This window comes from Halogeometricum borinquense DSM 11551 (assembly GCF_000172995.2).
Classification (GTDB): domain Archaea; phylum Halobacteriota; class Halobacteria; order Halobacteriales; family Haloferacaceae; genus Halogeometricum; species Halogeometricum borinquense.
Map to the genome: position 1 here is coordinate 308,167 of NC_014729.1, position 19,672 is coordinate 327,838.

At 61.1% G+C, this 19,672-nt stretch carries 18 protein-coding genes; 8 read left to right on the top strand and 10 right to left on the bottom strand.

What is annotated here, in order from left to right:
- Positions 1–35: 35 nt before the first annotated feature.
- Positions 36–893, top strand: coding sequence for a hypothetical protein (locus tag HBOR_RS01560; protein ID WP_006057120.1), 858 nt, complete (start codon positions 36–38; stop codon positions 891–893).
- A gap of 162 nt (positions 894–1,055) precedes the next feature.
- Positions 1,056–1,526: a lasso peptide biosynthesis B2 protein gene (locus tag HBOR_RS01565; protein ID WP_241432438.1), complete on the top strand. Its 471-nt coding sequence runs from the start codon at positions 1,056–1,058 to the stop codon at positions 1,524–1,526.
- A gap of 44 nt (positions 1,527–1,570) precedes the next feature.
- Here the strand turns inward: HBOR_RS01565 and HBOR_RS01570 are convergent, their stop codons facing one another.
- Positions 1,571–1,837, bottom strand: a complete 267-nt coding sequence (locus HBOR_RS01570; protein ID WP_006057122.1) for a winged helix-turn-helix domain-containing protein — start codon at positions 1,835–1,837, stop codon at positions 1,571–1,573.
- A 231-nt stretch (positions 1,838–2,068) separates the two neighbouring features.
- On the opposite strand from HBOR_RS01570, the gene HBOR_RS01575 reads away from it, so the two are divergent.
- Positions 2,069–2,422, top strand: coding sequence for a hypothetical protein (locus HBOR_RS01575; RefSeq protein WP_006057123.1), 354 nt, complete (start codon positions 2,069–2,071; stop codon positions 2,420–2,422).
- A 147-nt stretch (positions 2,423–2,569) separates the two neighbouring features.
- Here HBOR_RS01575 and eif1A read toward each other — a convergent pair whose 3' ends face one another.
- A complete protein-coding gene (gene eif1A / locus HBOR_RS01580) occupies positions 2,570–2,857 on the bottom strand; it encodes a translation initiation factor eIF-1A (RefSeq protein ID WP_006057124.1) in 288 nt (95 codons plus the stop codon).
- 88 nt (positions 2,858–2,945) lie between these two features.
- Positions 2,946–3,572 carry a class I SAM-dependent methyltransferase gene (locus HBOR_RS01585; protein WP_394295406.1) on the bottom strand — a complete coding sequence of 209 codons (627 nt, stop codon included), beginning with the start codon at positions 3,570–3,572 and terminating at the stop codon, positions 2,946–2,948.
- Positions 3,573–3,914: 342 nt separating this feature from the next.
- Here HBOR_RS01585 and HBOR_RS01590 point away from each other — a divergent pair, with 342 nt between their 5' ends.
- The 5 genes from HBOR_RS01590 to HBOR_RS01610 all read left to right on the top strand — a co-directional run bounded on the left by HBOR_RS01590 (position 3,915) and on the right by HBOR_RS01610 (position 9,819).
- Positions 3,915–5,627: an ABC transporter substrate-binding protein gene (locus tag HBOR_RS01590; protein WP_013440427.1), complete on the top strand. Its 1,713-nt coding sequence runs from the start codon at positions 3,915–3,917 to the stop codon at positions 5,625–5,627.
- Positions 5,628–5,690: 63 nt separating this feature from the next.
- A complete protein-coding gene (locus tag HBOR_RS01595) occupies positions 5,691–6,668 on the top strand; it encodes an ABC transporter permease (protein ID WP_006057127.1) in 978 nt (325 codons plus the stop codon).
- A gap of 3 nt (positions 6,669–6,671) precedes the next feature.
- Positions 6,672–7,652, top strand: coding sequence for an ABC transporter permease (locus HBOR_RS01600; RefSeq protein ID WP_006057128.1), 981 nt, complete (start codon positions 6,672–6,674; stop codon positions 7,650–7,652).
- Positions 7,649–8,686: an ABC transporter ATP-binding protein gene (locus tag HBOR_RS01605; protein ID WP_006057129.1), complete on the top strand. Its 1,038-nt coding sequence runs from the start codon at positions 7,649–7,651 to the stop codon at positions 8,684–8,686. Before HBOR_RS01600 ends, HBOR_RS01605 begins: the two co-directional genes overlap by 4 nt.
- 2 nt (positions 8,687–8,688) lie before the next feature.
- Positions 8,689–9,819 carry an ABC transporter ATP-binding protein gene (locus tag HBOR_RS01610; RefSeq protein WP_006057130.1) on the top strand — a complete coding sequence of 377 codons (1,131 nt, stop codon included), beginning with the start codon at positions 8,689–8,691 and terminating at the stop codon, positions 9,817–9,819.
- Between the two features lie 8 nt (positions 9,820–9,827).
- Here the strand turns inward: HBOR_RS01610 and HBOR_RS01615 are convergent, their stop codons facing one another.
- The 7 genes from HBOR_RS01615 to cobN form a co-directional block, all read right to left on the bottom strand.
- Positions 9,828–11,282 carry a metallopeptidase TldD-related protein gene (locus HBOR_RS01615; RefSeq protein WP_013440428.1) on the bottom strand — a complete coding sequence of 485 codons (1,455 nt, stop codon included), beginning with the start codon at positions 11,280–11,282 and terminating at the stop codon, positions 9,828–9,830.
- Between the two features lie 91 nt (positions 11,283–11,373).
- Positions 11,374–11,616, bottom strand: a complete 243-nt coding sequence (locus HBOR_RS01620; RefSeq protein ID WP_006057132.1) for a hypothetical protein — start codon at positions 11,614–11,616, stop codon at positions 11,374–11,376.
- 68 nt (positions 11,617–11,684) lie between these two features.
- A complete protein-coding gene (locus HBOR_RS01625) occupies positions 11,685–12,869 on the bottom strand; it encodes an ABC transporter substrate-binding protein (RefSeq protein WP_006057133.1) in 1,185 nt (394 codons plus the stop codon).
- A gap of 213 nt (positions 12,870–13,082) precedes the next feature.
- Positions 13,083–14,384: a cobyrinic acid a,c-diamide synthase gene (locus HBOR_RS01630; protein ID WP_006057134.1), complete on the bottom strand. Its 1,302-nt coding sequence runs from the start codon at positions 14,382–14,384 to the stop codon at positions 13,083–13,085.
- The gene (locus HBOR_RS01635) at positions 14,384–15,172 is read right to left on the bottom strand and encodes a cobalt-precorrin-7 (C(5))-methyltransferase (protein WP_006057135.1); all 789 of its coding nucleotides are present in this window, start codon (positions 15,170–15,172) and stop codon (positions 14,384–14,386) included. Before HBOR_RS01635 ends, HBOR_RS01630 begins: the two co-directional genes overlap by 1 nt.
- Positions 15,165–15,845: a precorrin-8X methylmutase gene (locus HBOR_RS01640; RefSeq protein ID WP_006057136.1), complete on the bottom strand. Its 681-nt coding sequence runs from the start codon at positions 15,843–15,845 to the stop codon at positions 15,165–15,167. The genes HBOR_RS01635 and HBOR_RS01640 overlap by 8 nt, the downstream gene beginning before the upstream one ends.
- A complete protein-coding gene (cobN, locus tag HBOR_RS01645) occupies positions 15,838–19,656 on the bottom strand; it encodes a cobaltochelatase subunit CobN (RefSeq protein WP_006057137.1) in 3,819 nt (1,272 codons plus the stop codon). Before cobN ends, HBOR_RS01640 begins: the two co-directional genes overlap by 8 nt.
- Positions 19,657–19,672 lie beyond the last annotated feature (16 nt).

A 19,672-nucleotide genomic window follows, 5' to 3' on the forward strand; every position in this document is an offset into this window, starting at 1 on the left:
TAACCGTTATACGCCATCTATCCCTTGCTCGAACTATGCAACGACGCGCCGCGGCTATCTACGTCGCGCTCTTCATAGTCATCGGTGCGGCCTCGTACTCGCTCGTCGCAACGGCGGAAGCGCCGCACATTGAGTTCCAGAACCCGGCCTACGACCTTTCGAGCGGTGATTCGTTCGAGGTTGGATCACAGACGTACAGCGTGACAGAGATCACGGCCGAAGTCGAGTCCGGCGGCCACGGTGGCGGGAGCACACTGGTACGTTCCGGTGCGCTTCAGTACACGAACCAGTCCGCCCGGTACACCGAAACGTGGGAGAACAACTCGACGGTGACCATCGACGACACCGAGTGGACCGTCCTCGTATCGGGCGAGGAGAACGAGACTGAGTTCACGCTCCGAGAGGACATCAACGAGACGACCATCCTGAAGCAAGACCCGAACGCCAGCAACGAGATGGTTACGCACAACGGGAAGCAACAGGTTGTTCTCCAGGAGAACGGCAGTGAACGACTCGTCCCGGCGAGCGAATACTTCCCCGAACCGCAGTCGCAAACGTACAGCGAAGGCAACACCTTCGAATACAACGGCAACGAAACGACTGTCGGGGCCGTGACGACCGAAGCAGTCGAAATCTCGTGGACTGCACCGCGAACGAATTCCATCGACGTTGCCAATGAGGGGAACGTAACGCTTGGGGAGCAGAAGTACCTCGCTCACTTCCCAGACAACGAAACGATGAAACTGACACAGGATTACGAGAGTTACCGCACACAGCAAGAGGAGATTGAGACCTTCCACACGCGCGAGAGCGGGCTGTGGGGTGTCAGCATCCTCTCGCTGTTGGCAATAGTCTTCCTCGTCGGATTCGCGTACATGCCCTCGCGGTACTGAAACACGCAGAATTCGACGCAGCAGGCTTCCGTTGGGCGTTCGATTCGCCCACGATACACGACCCATAACTATCTTTTGTCGTCTCGTTTCGACTGATATGTCTCGTTTCGAGTTGAGTCTCAGCAGCCAGTGGTCGGTGTTCGTCACGTGGGGGGTGTCGTCGTGACTCGCCGAATCGGACATTCCGTCCCGTCTCAGCGGATTCTCGCGGTCGTCTCGGCGGCGCTGTTAGTCGTCGCACATCTCGGACTCGCCGTTGGGTGGTCGGTCGAACGCCTTCGGAGGGTTCTCTCGATGCTCGCTGGGGTGTTTCTCACGGTGGTATCGGGTAGTCGGACAGCGGATCGAACGTCGATACCAGATATCGGTCGGACGGTAGAGATGACAGCGCACGCCGCCCCGTGGCCGTTGGCCGGAAAACTCACCTGCCTCCGTGTTGCGCTCGTCGCGCACGTGCTGTACGAGCAGTTCGGCGTCGATGCCGACATTCGCTTCGGTGTGATGCGGAAATCGGGAGTATTCGAGGCGCACGCGTGGGTTGAATGCGACGGCGCCGTCGTTACCGGCGATGTGTCGAATCTGGATGCGTACGCCGTACTTGAGGGAAAACAGGGTGTACGTGCAGTTAGATAACAGTTAGAATGTGATCACGGTTTCGAGAAGGAGCGCTAACCGAGTCAGTTCGGAATCGGGTTGGTATTCGGTACTCGTTCGTCTTCAGAGAGGTGGTAGAGACGCTTTCGTGCGTCTTGGATGTAGAGTTTCTCTTTGACAATCCCCTCTTCTTCGAGTCTATCGAGCGCGTAGCGGACTGTTCGTGTGGGCAAGAGTGAGTGGTCAGCCAACTGTCGTTGCGTTAGCGGGCCGTCGTGTTCCAGAACCTTGTAGACGAGTTTCGAACTTGGTGGCATCTCCCGAAGACCATCCGGTACATCGCCAGTCATTATCTATTTTCACGACGGTGAGCGGGCCAAATCCTTCGGAGTTGTGCGGTCGGATCGCACGACCTTTCGCGTTCTTCTCGGCTTCCCGCTTCATCCGACCGCTCAGTGTTCGAGGAATCGGCTGGCCAGTTGTAACAGCGTTCGGTGCGTGAAACTCGAATCGGGGTGAAACCCGGCGGATGGGGGCACAAGAGTGTCAGATAAAAGAGGCTGGCGTCCGTAACCCGTCGCGTGTCCGACCGTACCGACGACATCGACCAGACGCACTCGCACGACATTGACGATACGCCGTCCGTCACTTGTTCGCGGTGCGACCGCGAGTGGGATCTCTCGTACGAACTTGACGATTTGGAGGTCGGGAATCAGTCCTTCGAGCAGTTTGCGCTCGATCATATGCGTCACACGGGTCACTTTCCGGATGGTATCTCACCGTGGATTGTCTCGTGCCGGCACTGTCCCGAGGGAGAGGAGTTCCTCGCTGCGAGTGCGGCGCAGCGGTGGGCGAAAACCCATGCCCGTCACACACGGCATTCGATTGAGGTCGCACACGCTGACGAAGAGACGACGGTCGTTTCGCCCGAGTGATCCGAGTGCCGAGACCCGCCGCTCGTACGCATGGGTTGCCTATTCCGGTGACTAATCGACCGGAGCAGTGCACACTAGGGGACAGTTGCAACTGTCCTTCTCAGAGGTAGAGAGTAGTCGAAATCTCCCGAGATCGGGAGAGAGACATCAGTCGATGTGGCCTTCCGCGCGGAGTTGTTCTGCGTCCTGTTCGCTGTATCGCCATTCGATGTTCGCTTTCTCATCTTGCCAGTCCCACGGTTCGACGAGAACCACGTCGCCCTCGTTGATCCACGTGCGGTACTTCATGCGGCCGGGAATGCGGCCCATACGCTCTTTGCCGTCCTGACAGCGGACTCGAACGTGGTTTCCACCGTTATGTTGTGTCACTACCGCGAACAGTTCGTCGTCGCTGGGCATTCGGAGGTTCCGACGCCCACTTGATTCTTCGCTCATGTGTGTACTACAAGCGTCGCACGTTTAAGCCATTGGTGATGCGTGTTCCCTCAGCGCACAGTCGTTTTCAACGACTCGATGAGTCCCATTACGTCGGCGTGAACGACCGGAACATGTCGCGGTCCATCGATTTTGATTCGATCTCAGTAAGGCCGACGTCAGTAAAGACGGCGTTCCAGTCGCGGTAGTAGAGTGGGACCTCGCCGTCTACGTAGTTGACACTCGGTTCGTCGTCCGCTGTCCCACCCGCATCCGAGTGTTCACCCTCGTTTTCGACAGTAATGAGCAGTGTCTCGGTGATGCGCGCCAGTTCGTCGAACACCCACTCGGCGTCGGGGTGGAGGTGCTGCAGCGTCTCAACCGAGTACACAACGTCGAAGGCATCGTCTTCGAACTTGCGGACAACGGACTCGATCGCGTCGTGGTAGAACGTTCCCGCGTCGGAAAGTTCGGGATACTCCTCGTCCATTACGTCGAACGCTTCGGCGTTTATCTCAACGCCTGAGACGTTCTCGTAGCCGTGGTCGAACAGATGCGCGAGGTGCCGCCCGGAACTACAGCCGAGTTCCAGAATGGCGGCGTCAGGCTCTGCGTGCTGTGAAATTGTCTCTTTGAGTAACTCGCTCGTCTCGTTTGGCCCGTAATAGGCGTAGTACTCCGGCGAGTACGCACCAGAACGCGCCGTCCACCGTCGGTGAACGTCGTTAGAATCCACTGCACGTCCGTTCGCGCGCCCACCGTAAAGGGTCGTCGTCCGGCGCGGCATCCGGCCATTGAAATCGTCTCAGTCTGCGCGGAGGCTTCATCCGACTGTGTTTTGGTACGCGTCACAACGATGCCGTTTGGGAGTTTGCCAATTGGCAGTTGTGTGATTCTATTTATCAATAGCGTTCAGTTCACCGTGACGAAACGAACGAATAACTGGCAATGAAGCAAAAATCTGTGTCATAAATTCAGATACTGTCGGAGAATTGTTTGAAAATCCCTCCGACAATCGTACCAATCTACCCTACCGGTAGGAAAGAATTTTATAGTCTGGTTGACGATAACCTACGCCATGGTAGGTGATAACGAGAATGTACGGCGTCGGCGTTTTCTCAAAGCAACAACAGCGGGCGGTCTCGCGGGGATGACTGCGTTAGCTGGCTGCTCCGGTGGTGATTCGACCCCTGAAGAGACCGATGGTGGCAGCACGGGCGATAGCTCGGATGGTGAAACGTCGGGCGAATCGGGTGGGTCGGGCGAGCGGTTGCCGACCTACACGTACGTCAATAACTCACAGAGTTACAACCCACCGAGACACGATGCGATAAATCTCATCGCACGGCAACTGAACGACATCGGGTTGGACGTCGAGGTGGACGTGCTGGAGTGGGGGACGCTGTACAACAGAGTCTCCGTCGAGTACGACTACAGTTTCTCCACGTGGCACACGTTCTTCACTATCGACCCGGTGTTGGAGTTGAGTTCGACGATGCACTCGTCGAACACTGGCAAGGGTGACGGCAACTACGCTGGCTACGAGAATCCGGACGTAGACGAACTGCTCGATGGGTACATGAGCGAACCCGACGAGGCGAAACGGGTTGACATGGTCCACGAGGCACAGAAGACCCTGATGGACGACGTTCCCCAGATGCCTATCACCCACATGCCAGCAGCGGCCATCTACAACAAAAATCAGGTCGGCAACTGGCAGTCCGAGCTCTCGCTCGGGTTCAACTCCTACTGGACGATGGTTAATCTGGAGATGAAAAACGGCGAGACTCAGCTGAAGGGGTACTGGCCGGAGACGCTCTCAACGATGAACGTCCTCGGACACAACGACGAGAGCAAACACACCTACCAGTTTACGATGATGTACGACACTCTCGTCCGCCTCGACAACGAGGGGAAACTCAACGCTGACGTGAGTCTCGCCACCGACTGGACCCGCGTGGACGAGACGACGATGGAGTACACCATTCGGACTGACCACGCCTGGCACGACGGCGAGGATCTGACCACGGAGGACGTGGCGTTCACGTACAACTACATCGCCGAGAACGAGGTGCCGCTGTACTCCGTACAGACGCAGTATATCGACAGCGCGGAGGCCGTAGACGACAGTACGGTCCGCATCAATATGTCGCAGGCACTCGGCCCGTTCCACACGCTGGTCGGGACACAGATTCCGATCCTCCCGAAGCACAAGTGGGAGCGTCGGTCGAACCCGAGTCAGGCGAACGTCGAAGAACCCGTCGGGAGCGGCCCGCTGATGTTCGACTACTGGAATAAAGGGACCGAGTTCGGCCTCAAGAAGTTCGCGGATCACTTCGCTCCAGTCGATTTCGAACAGCGGTACTGGCGCATCATTCCGGAGGCTTCGACGGTCTGGGAACTGCTCAAAAACGGCGAGCTCAACTACGAACCGTTCGGCCGCATCGACCGGTCGCTCAACGAGAATCAGGACCACGAGGCCATCGGAACGAAGTTCGAACCGGCCACGACGTTCTGGCACTTCACGCCGAACGAACGGCAAACCGGCCTCGATGACCCCGTCCTCCGGAAGGCAGCGGTTAACGCCATCCCGCGGACGCCCATCGTCAAGCAGATTCTGTTCGACTTCCCGCAGAAGGGATTCGATATCGTCTCACCGGCGTTCGGGCCGCTCCACACCGAGGAAGTGACTCGGTACGAGGAGAGCAAAGAGAAGGCGCGAAGCCGACTCAAAGAGGCGGGATACAGTTGGACGGACGACGGGATGCTCCAAACACCCGCAGACGACTAAATCGGGGGACAGCGCCCGATTCGGAATTTCACAGCAACAAACGACACGTAAAAAAGACACAGTATGGGAAAAGCGAGTTTCGTAATCAGACGTTCGCTGCAACTTGTTGCGACGTTCTGGGCTGTCGGGACAGTCCTGTTCTTCTTGTTCAGGCTGATGCCCGGCAATCCAACGTCGTTCGTCATCTCACCGCAGATGACGCCGGAGGCGCGGCGACAGATCATCGAGAGCTACGGTCTCGACGAACCGATGCACGTCCAGTACGTCAAATTCCTGCAGAATGCGATCACGCTCGACTTCGGCCAGTCGTTCCACTCGAACGCCCCGGTCGAGGATGTCATCTTGACGTATCTACCGAACACGCTCGTATTGATGCTGACGGCATTCGTTATCGCGTACGCCTTCGGCATCACACTTGGCGTGTTATCCGGATGGTACCGCGGATCGCGGTTCGAGCGGAGCACGGTCATCACGGCACTACTCGCGCGCAGTGTCCCGAGCTTCTGGGTCGGCCTGATGGTTCTTTGGGTGTTCGGTTCGATGTTCAATCTCATCCCGATGGCCGGGATGACAAGCCCGGGCGTCGAACACGAGAACTTCTTGACGATGGTCCTCTCGGTGGATTTCCTGAAACATCTCGTCGCACCAGCGTTGGTGTTGGCGTACTACTTCATGGGCTATCCGTTGCTCATCATGCGGTCGAGCATGCTCGAAGTGCTCTCGGAGGACTTCATCGATGTCTGTCGCGCCAAGGGCCTGAAAGAGCGAACGATCATGTTCAAACACGCCGCGCGGAACGCCCTCCTGCCGATTGTCACGGCGGCGGCTATCGCCCTCGGCTACGCCGTCGGCGGGAGCGTCCTCATCGAGACGGTGTTCGCGTGGCCCGGTATCGGTCGGGAGATGGTGCGAGCGGTCCTGCGCCGGGATTTCCCCGTCGCACAGGGGACGTTCATGGTCCTCGCCGCGACCATCATCCTCCTGAATTTCGTCGCGGACTTGGCGTACGGCTACCTCGACCCCCGGGTGACCTACGACTGAACAATGGCACAAGAAGAATCTACACGCTCGTCGGTGTTCGCCGACATCGAGGAGGTCAGTTCCAACGAGGAGATCAACAAGTGGGCACGCACCGCCCGGCTCTGGCAGGAGACGCTCAAGCGGCAGTGGACGCTTTTGACCGACGAGTTGTCGGTCAAACTGTCGATGCTGATGGTGGCGTTTTTCGTCCTCGTGGCGATACTCGCCCCGTATATCGCACCGAATCCGCCGTTAGAGCGGCAGTACCAGACGGCCGATGAGATACTCATCGCAAAATGGGCCGAACCGTCGATTCTCGGCGGTAACAGCGAGTACATCCTCGGCACGACCGCACAGGGGTTCGACATCTTCAGCCAACTCATCTTCGGCACGCGGGCCGCGCTGTTGGTCGGCCTCATCGCCGCAGTGTTCACTGCCGGAATCGGCACGATGGTCGGACTCGTCGCAGGCTATTACGGCGGGGCCGTGGACGACGCCCTGATGCGTCTCGTGGACTTCCTGTACGGGATGCCGTTGTTGCCGACGGTCATCATCTTGGTCGCCCTGTTGGGACCGAACCTCTGGAACATCATCCTCGCCGTCATCATCCTGCAGTGGCGCGCGACGGCCCGCGTCATCCGGTCGCAAGCACTCTCGTTACGCGAACGGCCGTTCGTCAAGGCGGCGCAGGTGGCCGGGGCCAGCGACTGGCACATCATCAGTCGGCACTTGGCGCCGAACGTGCTGCCGATGTCGTTCCTTTACGGTTCGTTCGCCATCGCGTGGGCGATTCTCACCGAAGCGGGCGTCTCGTTCATCGGCCTCGGAGATCCGAACACCGTGTCGTGGGGGACGATGTTGCAGGCCGCGCGGGCGTACTCTGCGCTCTCGTTCGGCGCGTGGTGGTGGTTCGTTCCGCCGGGCGTCTGCATCGGCCTCCTCGTCATTAGCGGCTTCCTCATCGGTCGCGGTTACGAAGAAATCACCAATCCCAAGCTACAATGAGCCTACTCGAAGTCGAAGACCTCGAAGTGTATTACGAAACGGACGAGGGACCGGCCCAAGCCGTCGATGGCGTCTCCTTCTCGCTCGAAGCGGGAGAGAATCTCGGCATCGTCGGTGAGTCCGGATGCGGAAAAACGACGCTCGCAAAGGCCCTCATCGGCATCCTTCCGAACGAAGGCTACGTCAACGCCGGACGCATCGAGTTTAAGGGCGACGACCTCACCGAGATGTCCGACTCGGAGCGTCGGCGTCTCAAGTGGGAAGAAATCTCGATGATTGCCCAGTCGGCGATGAACTCGTTGGATCCGGTGTACACCATCCGCGAGCAAATCGTCGAGGCGATAGAGACGCACCGACCGGGCACCGGACGGGTCGAATCCACGGAAATCGTCACCGAGATGTTCGAACTCGTCGGACTGGACCCGGATCGCGCCGACGACTACCCACACCAGTTCTCCGGCGGCATGCGCCAGCGCGCGATGATAGCGATGGCGCTCGCCCTCGAACCGTCGCTCATCCTCGCGGACGAACCGACGACGGCGCTGGATGTCATCATGCAAGACCAGATTCTCAAGCGTATTAGTCAGATCCAAGACGAGATTCAGTCCTCGATGCTGGTCATCACGCACGACGTGAGCGTCGTCGCCGAGACGTGCGACCGCGTCCTCGTGATGTACGCGGGGAAAGTGGCTGAAGAGGGTCCGGTCGAAGAGATATTCAACCAACCGTACCACCCTTACACCATCGGGCTGAAGCGGGCGTTCCCGAATATACGCCAACCGGAACAGGACCTCCTCTCAATCAAGGGATACCCGCCGGAACTCGTGGATCCGCCGACGGGGTGTCGGTTCGCGGCGCGGTGTCCGATGGCGACGGATCGGTGCCGCGAGGAAGAACCAAAGGCACACCGTATCAATGGTTTGCGGTCGTACTGCCATTACGCCGAGGATATCGACACGGAACTGCGCCCGCACGCCGACCGTTCGGAGACGTGGAATCAGACCGAGGCGGCCCAACAGGCGGGCGGTGACTGACGATGGCAATCGATGCCTCTCCCGACGATGTCCCGACAAAAGACGACGACGTGCTGTTGCACGTCGAAAACCTGCACAAGCACTTCAAAGTGGACGAAGGGTGGATAGCGAGCATTCTACAGTCCGTTTCCGGCGATGACCCCGATTACGTCCACGCTGTGGATGGCGTGAGTTTCGACCTGCGGCGGGGCGAGACACTTGGACTGGCCGGTGAGTCCGGGTGCGGGAAGACGACGACGGGGATGTCGCTCGTGAAACTCCACGACGCCACCGACGGCGATATCTACTACAACGGCAAGAGTTTGGGCGACGCAACGGACGCCGAACTCAAGCAGTTCCGACAAAACGCTCAGATGATCTTCCAAGACCCGTTCGAGAGCCTGAACCCGCGGATGACGGTGTACGACACCGTGGCCGAACCGCTCCGCATCCACAACATCGCTAATGAGACGGCGCGGGTGCAACGCGCTTTGGAGTTCGCCGAACTGCTCCCGGCCGAACAGTATTTCGACCAGTACCCGCACGAACTCTCCGGCGGACAACGCCAGCGCGTCGCTATCGCTCGCGCCCTCGTTCTCGACCCGGATTTCATCGTCGCCGACGAACCCGTGTCGATGCTTGACGTAAGTCTTCGGGCGGGCGTGCTGTCGCTTCTTGAGCGCATGACCGAGGAGTTCGGCCTCTCTGTCGTCTACATCAGCCACGACCTCTCGCTTCTCAGACATATGTGCGACCGCCTCGCCATCATGTATATGGGGAAGATTGTCGAGAAGGGACCGACCGATCAGATCATCGAGAATCCGAAGCACCCGTACACGCAGTCGCTCATTAACGCTGTCCCAGTTCCAGAGCCGAGCGTCGGCCGCGAACGCGTCGAACTCCAAGGCGAGGTCGGCGACGTGATCGACATCCCGTCGGGATGTCGGTTCAAATCGCGGTGTCCGGAGTACATCGGCGACGTTTGCGACGAAGTCGTCCCGCCCTTAGAAGAGAAATCCGACATCGAGGGTGAACGAGCGGTGGCCTGCCATCTATACGAGGACCTTCACGGCACCGACCCGGCCGCGGCGTTCAAGAGCGGTCCCACCTCGAATGTGGACACTGGCTCGGAATCGACGCCCGCGGACGACTGACAAACGTTTCATTCTTTTTGAAGTGTCGCCCGCAGTCGGACTCCCGGCGCAGTCACTGCGTATGGAACGCGCGATTTGTGTTTCTCGTCTACGCCGGTGAGCGTTCCGCGCACCGCGCCGATGGCCGTAATCGAGCGGAGCGTTTCGGGACCGTACGCCAGCGACACGCCTGCGACGCGGCCGTCGCGTTCACCGTCCCGTAGTCGGTAGCCTTCCGCGATAGGGAACGTCGCCTGTCCGCAGGCAGTTCTGTCCTCCGTTTTACGGTCGATATCCTTCGCGTAGAGGGCGCTTGCGGGCATGACGCCGGACCGCTGGACGCGCTCGAACTCGTCTCGAAGCCACGGGTCGTCGAACCGTTCGACCAGAACGTCGGCACCGGCGCGGAGGGTAGCGCGGTTTGCGTCACCGGGTGCAACGTCGAGATGCCGGGCGTGGATGCGCGGCGGTTGGTCGAACCCGAGACTGTGAACCGCGTGCCCGGCCGGAAACGCATCGTCTTCGGCCGCGCTCGCGGTGTTGTGGAGGAGTCGCGTTACGGTCCCGCCTTCGATCAACTGTACCGGCGTCGTCGGCCGGAGTTCAGCATCGTAGGCGCGGGCGGCCCACGACCCCGCGTGGACCGTATCCGCGACGGAGAGCGAGTCGGGGCCGAACTCATCACCCACGTCGTACGGACTCAACCCCATATAGTGGGTGTCGGCTTCGAGATAGCGCGCGGCGAACGCGAACAACTGCCCGGCCGCCCGCGGCGTCAGCGCAACCGTCGTCTCGCCGGTCGGAGCGGCTGCCGTCTCAGCGTTCGCCAACGTCCGCACGTCCGCGGCGGCGTCCGCAAACACGTCCGCGAGTTCCTCAAGGAACACCGCGCCGCGGGTCGAACCAGCGTGGCGACGGACCGTCGGCCCGTCCCGAACCGAGAGCGTTACCGTCACGTTCGCGCGATCAAGTGTCGTCCGGACAGTGCTTCCGGTCGTCGTCGCCGCTGTCGAGTCGATATGCGCGTCGTCGTAGTTGATCCAACAGCGTTCGACGGCGTCGGCTACCGCGGCGAGACCGGACTCCAATGTCGAGCGTTTCGTCTCTAGCGCCACGTCGTCGATTCGACCGCTAGCCCATCCGTCGTGAACGGCTTGGTGCGTGGTCAGCCGGTCGTATCGAGCGGAGTCGTCCTGCGCAAGGAACTCTCCACCGCGAACCGCTCTGTCCGCGACGTCCGCCAGCGTCTCCTCGTCTAGGCTCGTCGTGTACCGATAATCGGCGGCCCCGTCGGCGAAGACGCGACACCAGACCCCCGTTTCGTCGAACGAGAGTTCGTCGCGCGGACCGTTCTCAGTCAGCACCAGATCCGTCTTCGTCTGCGAAAGTGCCCCCACTTCGGCGTAGGCAACGTCGTCGTCGCCCTCGAAGCGGTCGAGTAACCACTCCATGGCCGCTATTGGCTCGTCGCGCTCACCATCCATGCAGGAGAATACCTAACAGTCACGTATCAAACCACCGGACAGCGGCCAGTTCGTCGTTGTCGATGCTGTCGAAAAAGCGGACGTGTAGCTGTTACCGCCGGTTTTTGCGTGTTTGCGCTTCGGCCTCGGATTCGTACGATTCTGCGACGACGGTGTCCTGTATCTTCCGTCGGTACTCCCAGACGCCGGCCGCAGCGACCAACACACCCAACGCCGCGCCGCGTAGCGGCGACCCGGCGAGTGCGAAGTAGACGAACGCGCCGACGGCGAACGCGATGGATAGACCGAGACCGACAGTCGCCCATCCGTTCCGCCGGAGTCGGGAGTTCGGCATGTGTGTTCGTACCGAGAGGGGTCGTATCAAGCTTCGGGCATTCTATGGGTCGTATCACCCGGCCGGCGTCAGAACTCGCCCGTTACGATGTCCGCGACTCGCTGGCGGTCGAACAACTTCTCGTCGCTGGTTACGTCTCCGAAGACATCGGGGTACAACTGTTTCGCGCCTCGCTCGGTCAGGAACAGGTTGTGAATCGGCCCTTGATAGAGATACCCGCCGCGGTAGACGCGGCCGTTCTGCACGGCTGTCAGTTCGCTCCCGACGGGATGGTCTCGCATGAATTCGAGAACCGTCTCGCGGAACTCGGTCGCGGACTTTCGCTCGTGGGCGCGCAGCATGATCACGTCGGGGTCGATTTCGAGCATCGTCTCGTAATCGATGCGCCCGCGGTCGGTCGTACTGATTCCGTGGATTCCCGTTCCGGACAGTGCATCGCTGACGCCGAGGTCACGCCACTGCTTTTTGCTCGTCCCTCTGTCGTTGAGACGGTACGGCGAGAACGTCTCCGGCTCGTCGCTTCCCTCGTAGACTAACAGTACGTTTGGCCGCTCGTCTGCCGGCGGAAGCTGTCGCTGAATCTCTGCGATGAACTCGTCGTGAAGCGACTGGAACGCGTTGAACCGCTCTTCTTCCTGAAAGAGTTGGGCGACCTTCTCGAACGCCTCATAGAGCGTGTAATATCGGTAGTCGTGCCACTTGTCCTCTCGACGGAAGATGAGATTGCCGAAGAACGGACCCACGTTCGTCGCTATCTCGTCAACGTCCGTTTCGCTCCAGCCGAACCAGTTGACGAGCATCTGCGGGTCCATCAGGTGAACGTCGTTGTCGAGTTCGTAGAACACCTCCTTCGACATGTCCGCGTCACCCAAATCGTTCGCTTCGAGCGTCTCTCGCTCGACGCTCACCCCGGGTAACTCGTCGTACACGTCGGTGTAGTATCGGTCCGATCCGCCGATCCCCGTCATTCCGTCCGTCTTACCGAGTGCGACGCCCATGTCGGCGTAGCCGCCGTCGTATGCGACCCACCGATCAGGGACCGACTCGAACGTGAGTTCTCCGACCGGTTCCATCGAAACCGTGTACGAACCGCTTTCCTCGGCCGTCTCCGTTTCCGTGTCTGCTGTGGGCGACGTGTTACCCTCCGATTCGCCCGTACACCCCGCTAGTAATCCCCCTGCGAGGACTGCACCACCGTACGTTATCCACTCTCTCCGTGTCGATTTTCCGCATTCCGTGTCGTTTTTCGCCATACGAATTAGGCTCACCTAAAACAATATAACTACACTGGTTTTAGGCGGGCCTAATTATAATGCCGTCCAGCGCTCGTGTGGTCAAACGCTTCGAGCAGATTCGATTGCGATGTTTCGGAAGGCGACAACGCCCTATTTTATACGTCCTTCTGAGCTACTGCCGATGTCAGGGGCACCCGTTCCGTACGGGGGTTTTTCCGATTCAGCTTTTTGTCACAGATTCGCAGTGAACGCATCGAACGCTCCGCTCTCCGCGTGGAGGTGACAGTAGGTTCCGAGCGTCCGGTATTCGGTCAACCCGTCGGAACTGTCCTGAATGCCGCTCCCTCTGACGACGTCGAACGCGAACCGCGCGTCCGACGCGACATCGGCGCTGGAGTAGTGGAACTCGTGTCCTCTGAGGCGGTCACCTTGGCTTGCGGTGAGCGTGTCCGTCTTCGCGCGGAGTTCGACGTGATCGAGCGCCTGATAGCGGTCGCACATCTGTACGTCCGCTGGGAGCACGCCGGCCATCTCGTACGTTCCCTCGTCAGTCGTCAACGATTCGGTGAGCGCCATCAGTCCGCCGCACTCGCCTATCACTGGCAGTCCGTCCGCGGCGCGAGCGGCGATGTCGTCGAGCGTCGGGCTTCCTTCTAGTTCCGAGCCGTGGAGTTCCGGATAGCCACCGGGTAGGTAGACGCCGTCGCAGTCCGGGAGGTTGTCACCGGCAATCGGAGAGAACGTCACCACCTCCGCCCGCTCTCGAAGTCGCTCGATAGTCGCCGGATAGGCGAAGCAGAACGCGGCGTCGCTGGCGACGGCGACGCGCGACCCGGTCTCTGTCCGCTTGTCTGCCTCGCGCTGCGCCGGGCGCGGTGGCTCGCGCGCGGCATCCACCAATCGGTCGGTCCGAATCGTCTCTGCCGCTTCCGAGAGCGCGTCCGGTTCGAGCGGCGACTCCTCGCCCATGTGGAGGCCGAGATGTCGGTCCGGAATTTCGAGATTCGACCGCGGTGGGATACGCCCGAAGTACGCCATCCCGTCCGGAAGCGCCTCTTTGATGCCGTCCTCGTGCCGGCCGCCGTGCGCCCGCTGTGCGATGATCCCGGCCACGTCGATGTCGCGTCCGGCGTGCGACGCGTACTCGCGGAAGCCGTGGGCCGTCGCGGCGACGCTCTCCATGCCGGCTTTCGCATCGACGACCAGCACGACTGGCACGTCGAGCGCGTCAGCGACCATGGCGGTACTGGAGCAGTCGCCGTCGTACAGCCCCATCACGCCTTCGACGACGCAGATGTCGCCGTCGCCGCGGTGGTAGTTGCGCCGAACGCCGTCATCGCCTTCGAGCCACAGGTCAAGCGTCCGCGAAGGGCGTCCCGCAACGCGTTCGTGATGACTCGGATCGATGAAGTCGGGGCCGGCTTTCGCAGGCTGGACGGTGTAGCCGTCGTCCTGAAGCGCTTGTACGATAGCCAGCGTTGCGACGGTCTTTCCGACGCCGGACTTCGTCCCCGCAAGAACGAATCCGTCCATTAGTCGTCCTCCAGTGTGACGGGTGCGCGAACAGCGAGCACCGAGAGATCCGAGTACGGCGTCGATTCGGGTCCGCTTCCGCCCGCCGATTCGCGCAGTTCGCCGAGCGTCGTCCGCGTGATCTGTTCGTCGTCGTGCGTCAACCGTTCGAGAACGAGCGCTTCCAGCGACCTGTCAGCACCCGATTCGAGCAGCAGTTTGGCGATATCGCCGGGCATCCAGTCGAACGGCCGCGGCAGAACTAACAGATGTCGTTCACCAACTACTTCGGTCAGACGGTCGAGATCGGCATCGAGCGAGCCGCTCTTGTGAAGTGTGACGAATCGTGTGTCTTCCATCGGCGTCCGCGCGCGACTCGCGGCGATCTGTAGCGAGGAAATTCCCGGAATCGCCTTGACCGGTCGCTCGACGACCTGCTGGACCTTTCCGAGGAACTGATACCCAGAGTGGTTCGGGTCGCCCATCAGTACCGCCGTCCCGCGCTCGCCGTCTGCGACGCGTTCGGCAAACTCGTTCAGCGCATCGGCCTCGTCCGCGTAGCCGCAGGTGAGCAGGTCGGCGTCCGTCTCGTCGGCGACGAAATCGACGACCGTCTGGAAGCCGACGACGACATCCGCTTCTTGAATGGCTCGCAGCCCGCGCGGCGTCAGATACTCCAGATTCCCGGGCCCGATGCCGACGCCGTAGACTGGGTTGTTGGCCTCCTCGATGGGTGGCTCAGGCTCTGCGGCCGCGAACGTTGCCGGATCCGGCCCCGAATCGAGGTCGTACGGGTCGTCTTCACTCATGATCCGAGAGGTCCACGTCGCCGTCGCGCACGTCGCTTGCGACGTGAATCAACTCGTTCGTGAGCGCCGCCGCAAGCCCGCTTCCGCCGCGTTTTCCGACGTTCGTTACGGCGGGGATGTCGTACTCGTCGGCAATGTCGCGGACACGCTTGCGACTCTCCTCGGCTTTGACGAAGCCGACCGGCGTGGCGACGATTGCCGCCGGTCGGGTTCCGTCCTCGATGCAGTCGGCAAGCGCTAGCGCGCCGGTCGGGGCGTTGCCGACAACCGCGATAGCGCCGTCGTAGACTCCCTGTTTGTCCAGTTCGAGTACCGACGCCGCGGTTCGGGTCATTCCGGTCTCGGCGGCGAGTTCGGCACCGTTGCCGATTGCCTTTTTGACCGGGCAGTCGTGCCCGCGACCGGTGATTCCGGCTTTCGCCATCGTGATATCCGTCACGATAGGCTGTTCGTCGAGGACGGCACGTGCGCCGGCGACGGCCGGGTTGTTCTGACACCGGATGAGATGCTGGAACTCGATGTCGCCGGTCGAGTGAACTGCCTTCTGTCGCAGTCGGTCGTTCAGCGTCTCGTCGGGGACGAACGTCCGGACGATGTCCATGCTCGTCTCCGCGATTTCCATCGCTTCTTGCGTCGTTGCACCGAGGTCTGCGTAGTCTTCTTTTTCAGTCATTGGACTGTGTGACGGTGGTCGTGTTCGCTTCGAGGTCGCCCTCGACCGAGAGGTTGATATCCCGCAACTGTTCTTCGATGTCGTCATCGGCGTCCCACAGACCGCGGTCGATGGCCTCTAAGAACGTCGCCGTGATGCTTTCGAGCGCCCACGGGTTCACGTCACGCATCCACTCTTGGCGTGACTCGTCGAAGGCGTAGGCGTCGGCGAGGTTCTCCCAGAGCGTGTCGCTGATGACACCGGTCGTTGCGTCCCAACCGAGTGTGACATCGACCGTCGTCGAGAGGTCGCCCGCGCCTTTGTAGCCGTGTTCTTCCATGCTGTCGAGCCAATCTGGGTTGAGGACGCGAGCGCGCATCGCCTTGCGAACCTTCTCCTCGTTGGTGTAGATCTGAGGGTTGTCCGGATCGCTTGAGTCGCCGACGTACGACGCCGGATCGCTGCCGGAAATCTCGCCGACGGCGGAGACGAACCCGCCGTGGAAGGCGTACCAGTCCGAGGAGTCGAACTCGTCCTGCTCGGCTGTGTCTTCGATTTTCACCGTCGCTTCGACGCCGCTCAGGCGTCGTTCGAACGCGTCGTGGGCTTCGGTCACGCGACCGCGACTCCCGAGGGCGTAGCCACCCCACTGGACGTACACGTCTGCGAGGTCGCTGCGGTCGTCCCACTCGCCCTCATCGACGGCCTTGTTGGTTCCCGCGCCGTAGCCGCCGGGCGTCGTCGTGAACACGCGGTGTTTGGCGAGTTTTTCGGCGTCGCCTTCGTCAACGCCGTCGTCTTCTAACTCCGCAGTGTCCTCCTCGACGTGCTTTTTGACGTAGTTCATGTCGTGCGGTTCGTCCAGATCGACCACCGCATCGACGGCGTCGTTGATGACGCTCGCCGCTTGCGGGAACGCGTCGCGGAACAGCCCCGAGACGCGCGTCGTCACGTCAACGCGGGGACGACCGAGTTCATCGAGCGGAATCGGCTCCACGTCGTCGATGCGGCCCGCGTCGGTCCAGACCGGTTCCACACCCATGAACGCGAGTACCTGCGCAATCGTCTCGCCGCGCGTTCGAACGGTCGGTGTTCCCCACGCGACGACACCGAACTCCTCTGGGTACTCGTCGTGGTCGTCGTAGTGCCGTTCAAGAACGCCTTCAGCGACGCGTTTGCCAACGTCCCACGCCGGCTTTGCGGGCACTTTGCGAGGATCGAGCGTGTAGAAGTTCCGGCCCGTCGGGAGCAGGTCTACCCCGCCGCGGGTCGGTGCGCCGCTTCCGCCCGGTCGGACGTACTCGCCGTCGAGTGCGTCCGCAGTTTGCGGAATCTCGTCGGCAGCAGCAGCAACGCGCGGAGCGGCTTCCTCGCAGATGAACGCCAGCACTTCGCGGAGGTCATCGTGTGCGCCGCGCTTTGCTTTCGCGTCGCCCAATTGGTCGATATCCACGACGAGGAGGTTCATGTTCACCTCGTCGTCGGCGTCGGCTTCGACCTCCGATTCGGGTACGTCGAAGTCGTGTTCCGCGAGGGTTTCGACCAACTCCACGCACTGGTCGTAGACGTGGTCTGCGGCCTCCGAAAGGTACATTCCGAGTGCTTCGTCGTAAGCTCCCGGTTCGTCACGCATTCGGTCGTAATCGACGCCCATGACGCCCGCGACGCTCTCTCGAAGACTCGGCGTGTCGGCGTTCGGAAGTCTGGTGAGGGCGACGAGGTACTCCACGAGGCGGTCGTCCGCCGGTGGTTCGCTCATCGTGTGCAGACCCATCCGAATCTGCGTCGTCTTCACGTCGGTCAGGTACTCGTGGATTCGCTCGACGAGTTCGTCGAACTCTGTCGTCTCCAAATCGTGAACGTCGTCGAGATCCTCGAATCCGAGTTCGACTGCGAGGTCGAGATCATCGACCGCTTCCAAGACGAGTTCGCGGAGGTGTTCGCCGCGGTCCGGTCGCGCCTCGTCCATACCCGCTTCGCGGTACTCTCGGGCGAGTTCTTCGAGGTCCGAAAGGTCGTCGTACGTCCCGGCGGTTCGCATGACCGGCGTGAGGTAATCGACGATAGCCGCGTACGACCGCCGTTTGGCCTGTGTGCCCTCGCCGGGGTTGTTGACGATGTACGGATAGACGTTCGGCAGGTCGCCGACTAGCTGGTCCGGCGCGCTCTCGGCGTTCAAGCCGACGGTCTTGCCCGGAAGCCATTCGAGGCTCCCGTGGGTGCCGAGATGGACGACAGCGTCGGCGTCGAACTCTTCCCGCATCCACGCGTAGAAGGCGAGGTAGTCGTGCGGCGGTTGGAGGTCCGAGTCGTGGTAGACTTTCGAGGGGTCCATCCCGAATCCGCGCGGCGGTTGGACGGTGACGAGGACGTTCTCGAATTCAACGCCGGGAATCGCAAAGGGTCGTTCCGGCGGTTCACCCCACTCCTCGATCAGGTGGTCTTGGAACCGCTCGTCGGTCGCCTCGAACCAGTCTTCGTACTGGTCGGGTGAGACGACATCGACGCTGAGGTCGCGTACGTCCTCGGGGGCGACCCAGCGGTCGTCAAGCGTTAGCTGCGAGGTGAGGTCGTCGATGAGCGACTGTCCGTCCGTCGGCGGGTCGCCAACGGTGTAGCCGCGACTGTCGAGTTCGTGCAGGAGGTTGACCGTGCTGGCTGGCGTATCGAGTCCGAACGCCGTGCCGATGCCGTCGTCGCTCGGCGGGTAGTTGTGGAGGACGACGGCGACCTTTTTCTCGTCGTTCGGCAGATATCGCAGATTCGCCCAGTTGACCGCGAGTCGAGCGACGTGGTCGATACGGTCTTCGATTGGGAAGTGTTGCTTCGGCGCGCTGCCGACGCCCGCTTCGTCTTCCATCCGCTCTTTCCCGCTGATCGGATGCGTGATGACGTTCCCGTCGAACTCGGGGAGAGCGACCGACAGGGCGAGTTCGAAGCCCATGACGCCGGTATCGCTCCCTTCGTACCGCGACCGAGAGCGCATCGTCGTAATCGCCTGTAGGACCGGTACGCCGAGTTCGGTGAGGAAGACATCCTCCGCGTCGTCACCTTCATCGGCCGCGTCCCGCCCCCGCTCGCTCATCGAGAGCGAGAACATGAACGAACTCACCACAGCGTCAACAATCGGACCGTCGTCGTCTGAGAACCAGTTTCGGGCGACCCATTCGGCGTTTTCCTGTCCCTCTTCGTCGGTCGCAGGGTTACAGAACGCAGGGAGGACGTTCACGCCGAGAGATTCTAATCGGCGTACCAGCGCATCGACGTACCGCGTGTTCGCGTGCGTCCAGTGTGACTCGTAGAACCAGACGCCGACTGTCGGGTCGTCGGGGTCGAACGTTTCGCGTAACTCTTCGTACTCGATGCCGGGGTAATCCGGGTGGTACACGCCTTCCGTCGGGAGACTGACCGGGTCTTCAACGTCCGTGTCGAAGTCGTCGTACTCGGCGGCGAGAAACCGACAGAGGTTCTCGATGTTCACGACGCCGCCGCGTTCGAGATACTCGACTGCCCGCTCTCGGTCGGCGTCGGAGACGCTCGTATCTCGAAGTGCGAAGGCGTCGCCCGTGGACTTGACGACGAGCGGAACGCCAGCCTCGGAGAGCCGTTCGACGGCGTGGTCGTATCCGGGCATGCTGTCCTCGTCCCCGTGTAACCAGAGTACGACCGCCGTCGCCGACTCCACCTCGTCGATGAACGCATCGACGTCGGTCACCTCATCGAGGTCGCCCGACGACCGGACGACGAAATCGATTCCGTCGAGTCGCTGTGCGGCTTGCTGGACTGCCCCCAACTCGTTCTCAGTCGCCGTGTACAGGCCGATTGTTGGCATCTTTTGGTAAATTATT

Excerpts from the sequence above, each read along its gene's own strand:
- HBOR_RS01560 (WP_006057120.1), top strand. The coding sequence starts at position 36 with ATGCAACGACGCGCCGCGGCTATCTACGTCGCGCTCTTCATAGTCATC.
- HBOR_RS01570 (WP_006057122.1), bottom strand. The coding sequence starts at position 1,837 with ATGACTGGCGATGTACCGGATGGTCTTCGGGAGATGCCACCAAGTTCG.
- eif1A (WP_006057124.1), bottom strand. The coding sequence starts at position 2,857 with ATGAGCGAAGAATCAAGTGGGCGTCGGAACCTCCGAATGCCCAGCGAC.
- HBOR_RS01590 (WP_013440427.1), top strand. The coding sequence starts at position 3,915 with ATGGTAGGTGATAACGAGAATGTACGGCGTCGGCGTTTTCTCAAAGCA.
- HBOR_RS01595 (WP_006057127.1), top strand. The coding sequence starts at position 5,691 with ATGGGAAAAGCGAGTTTCGTAATCAGACGTTCGCTGCAACTTGTTGCG.
- HBOR_RS01600 (WP_006057128.1), top strand. The coding sequence starts at position 6,672 with ATGGCACAAGAAGAATCTACACGCTCGTCGGTGTTCGCCGACATCGAG.
- HBOR_RS01605 (WP_006057129.1), top strand. The coding sequence starts at position 7,649 with ATGAGCCTACTCGAAGTCGAAGACCTCGAAGTGTATTACGAAACGGAC.
- HBOR_RS01610 (WP_006057130.1), top strand. The coding sequence starts at position 8,689 with ATGGCAATCGATGCCTCTCCCGACGATGTCCCGACAAAAGACGACGAC.
- HBOR_RS01615 (WP_013440428.1), bottom strand. The coding sequence starts at position 11,282 with ATGGATGGTGAGCGCGACGAGCCAATAGCGGCCATGGAGTGGTTACTC.
- HBOR_RS01620 (WP_006057132.1), bottom strand. The coding sequence starts at position 11,616 with ATGCCGAACTCCCGACTCCGGCGGAACGGATGGGCGACTGTCGGTCTC.
- HBOR_RS01625 (WP_006057133.1), bottom strand. The coding sequence starts at position 12,869 with ATGGCGAAAAACGACACGGAATGCGGAAAATCGACACGGAGAGAGTGG.
- HBOR_RS01630 (WP_006057134.1), bottom strand. The coding sequence starts at position 14,384 with ATGGACGGATTCGTTCTTGCGGGGACGAAGTCCGGCGTCGGAAAGACC.
- HBOR_RS01635 (WP_006057135.1), bottom strand. The coding sequence starts at position 15,172 with ATGAGTGAAGACGACCCGTACGACCTCGATTCGGGGCCGGATCCGGCA.
- HBOR_RS01640 (WP_006057136.1), bottom strand. The coding sequence starts at position 15,845 with ATGACTGAAAAAGAAGACTACGCAGACCTCGGTGCAACGACGCAAGAA.
- cobN (WP_006057137.1), bottom strand. The coding sequence starts at position 19,656 with ATGCCAACAATCGGCCTGTACACGGCGACTGAGAACGAGTTGGGGGCA.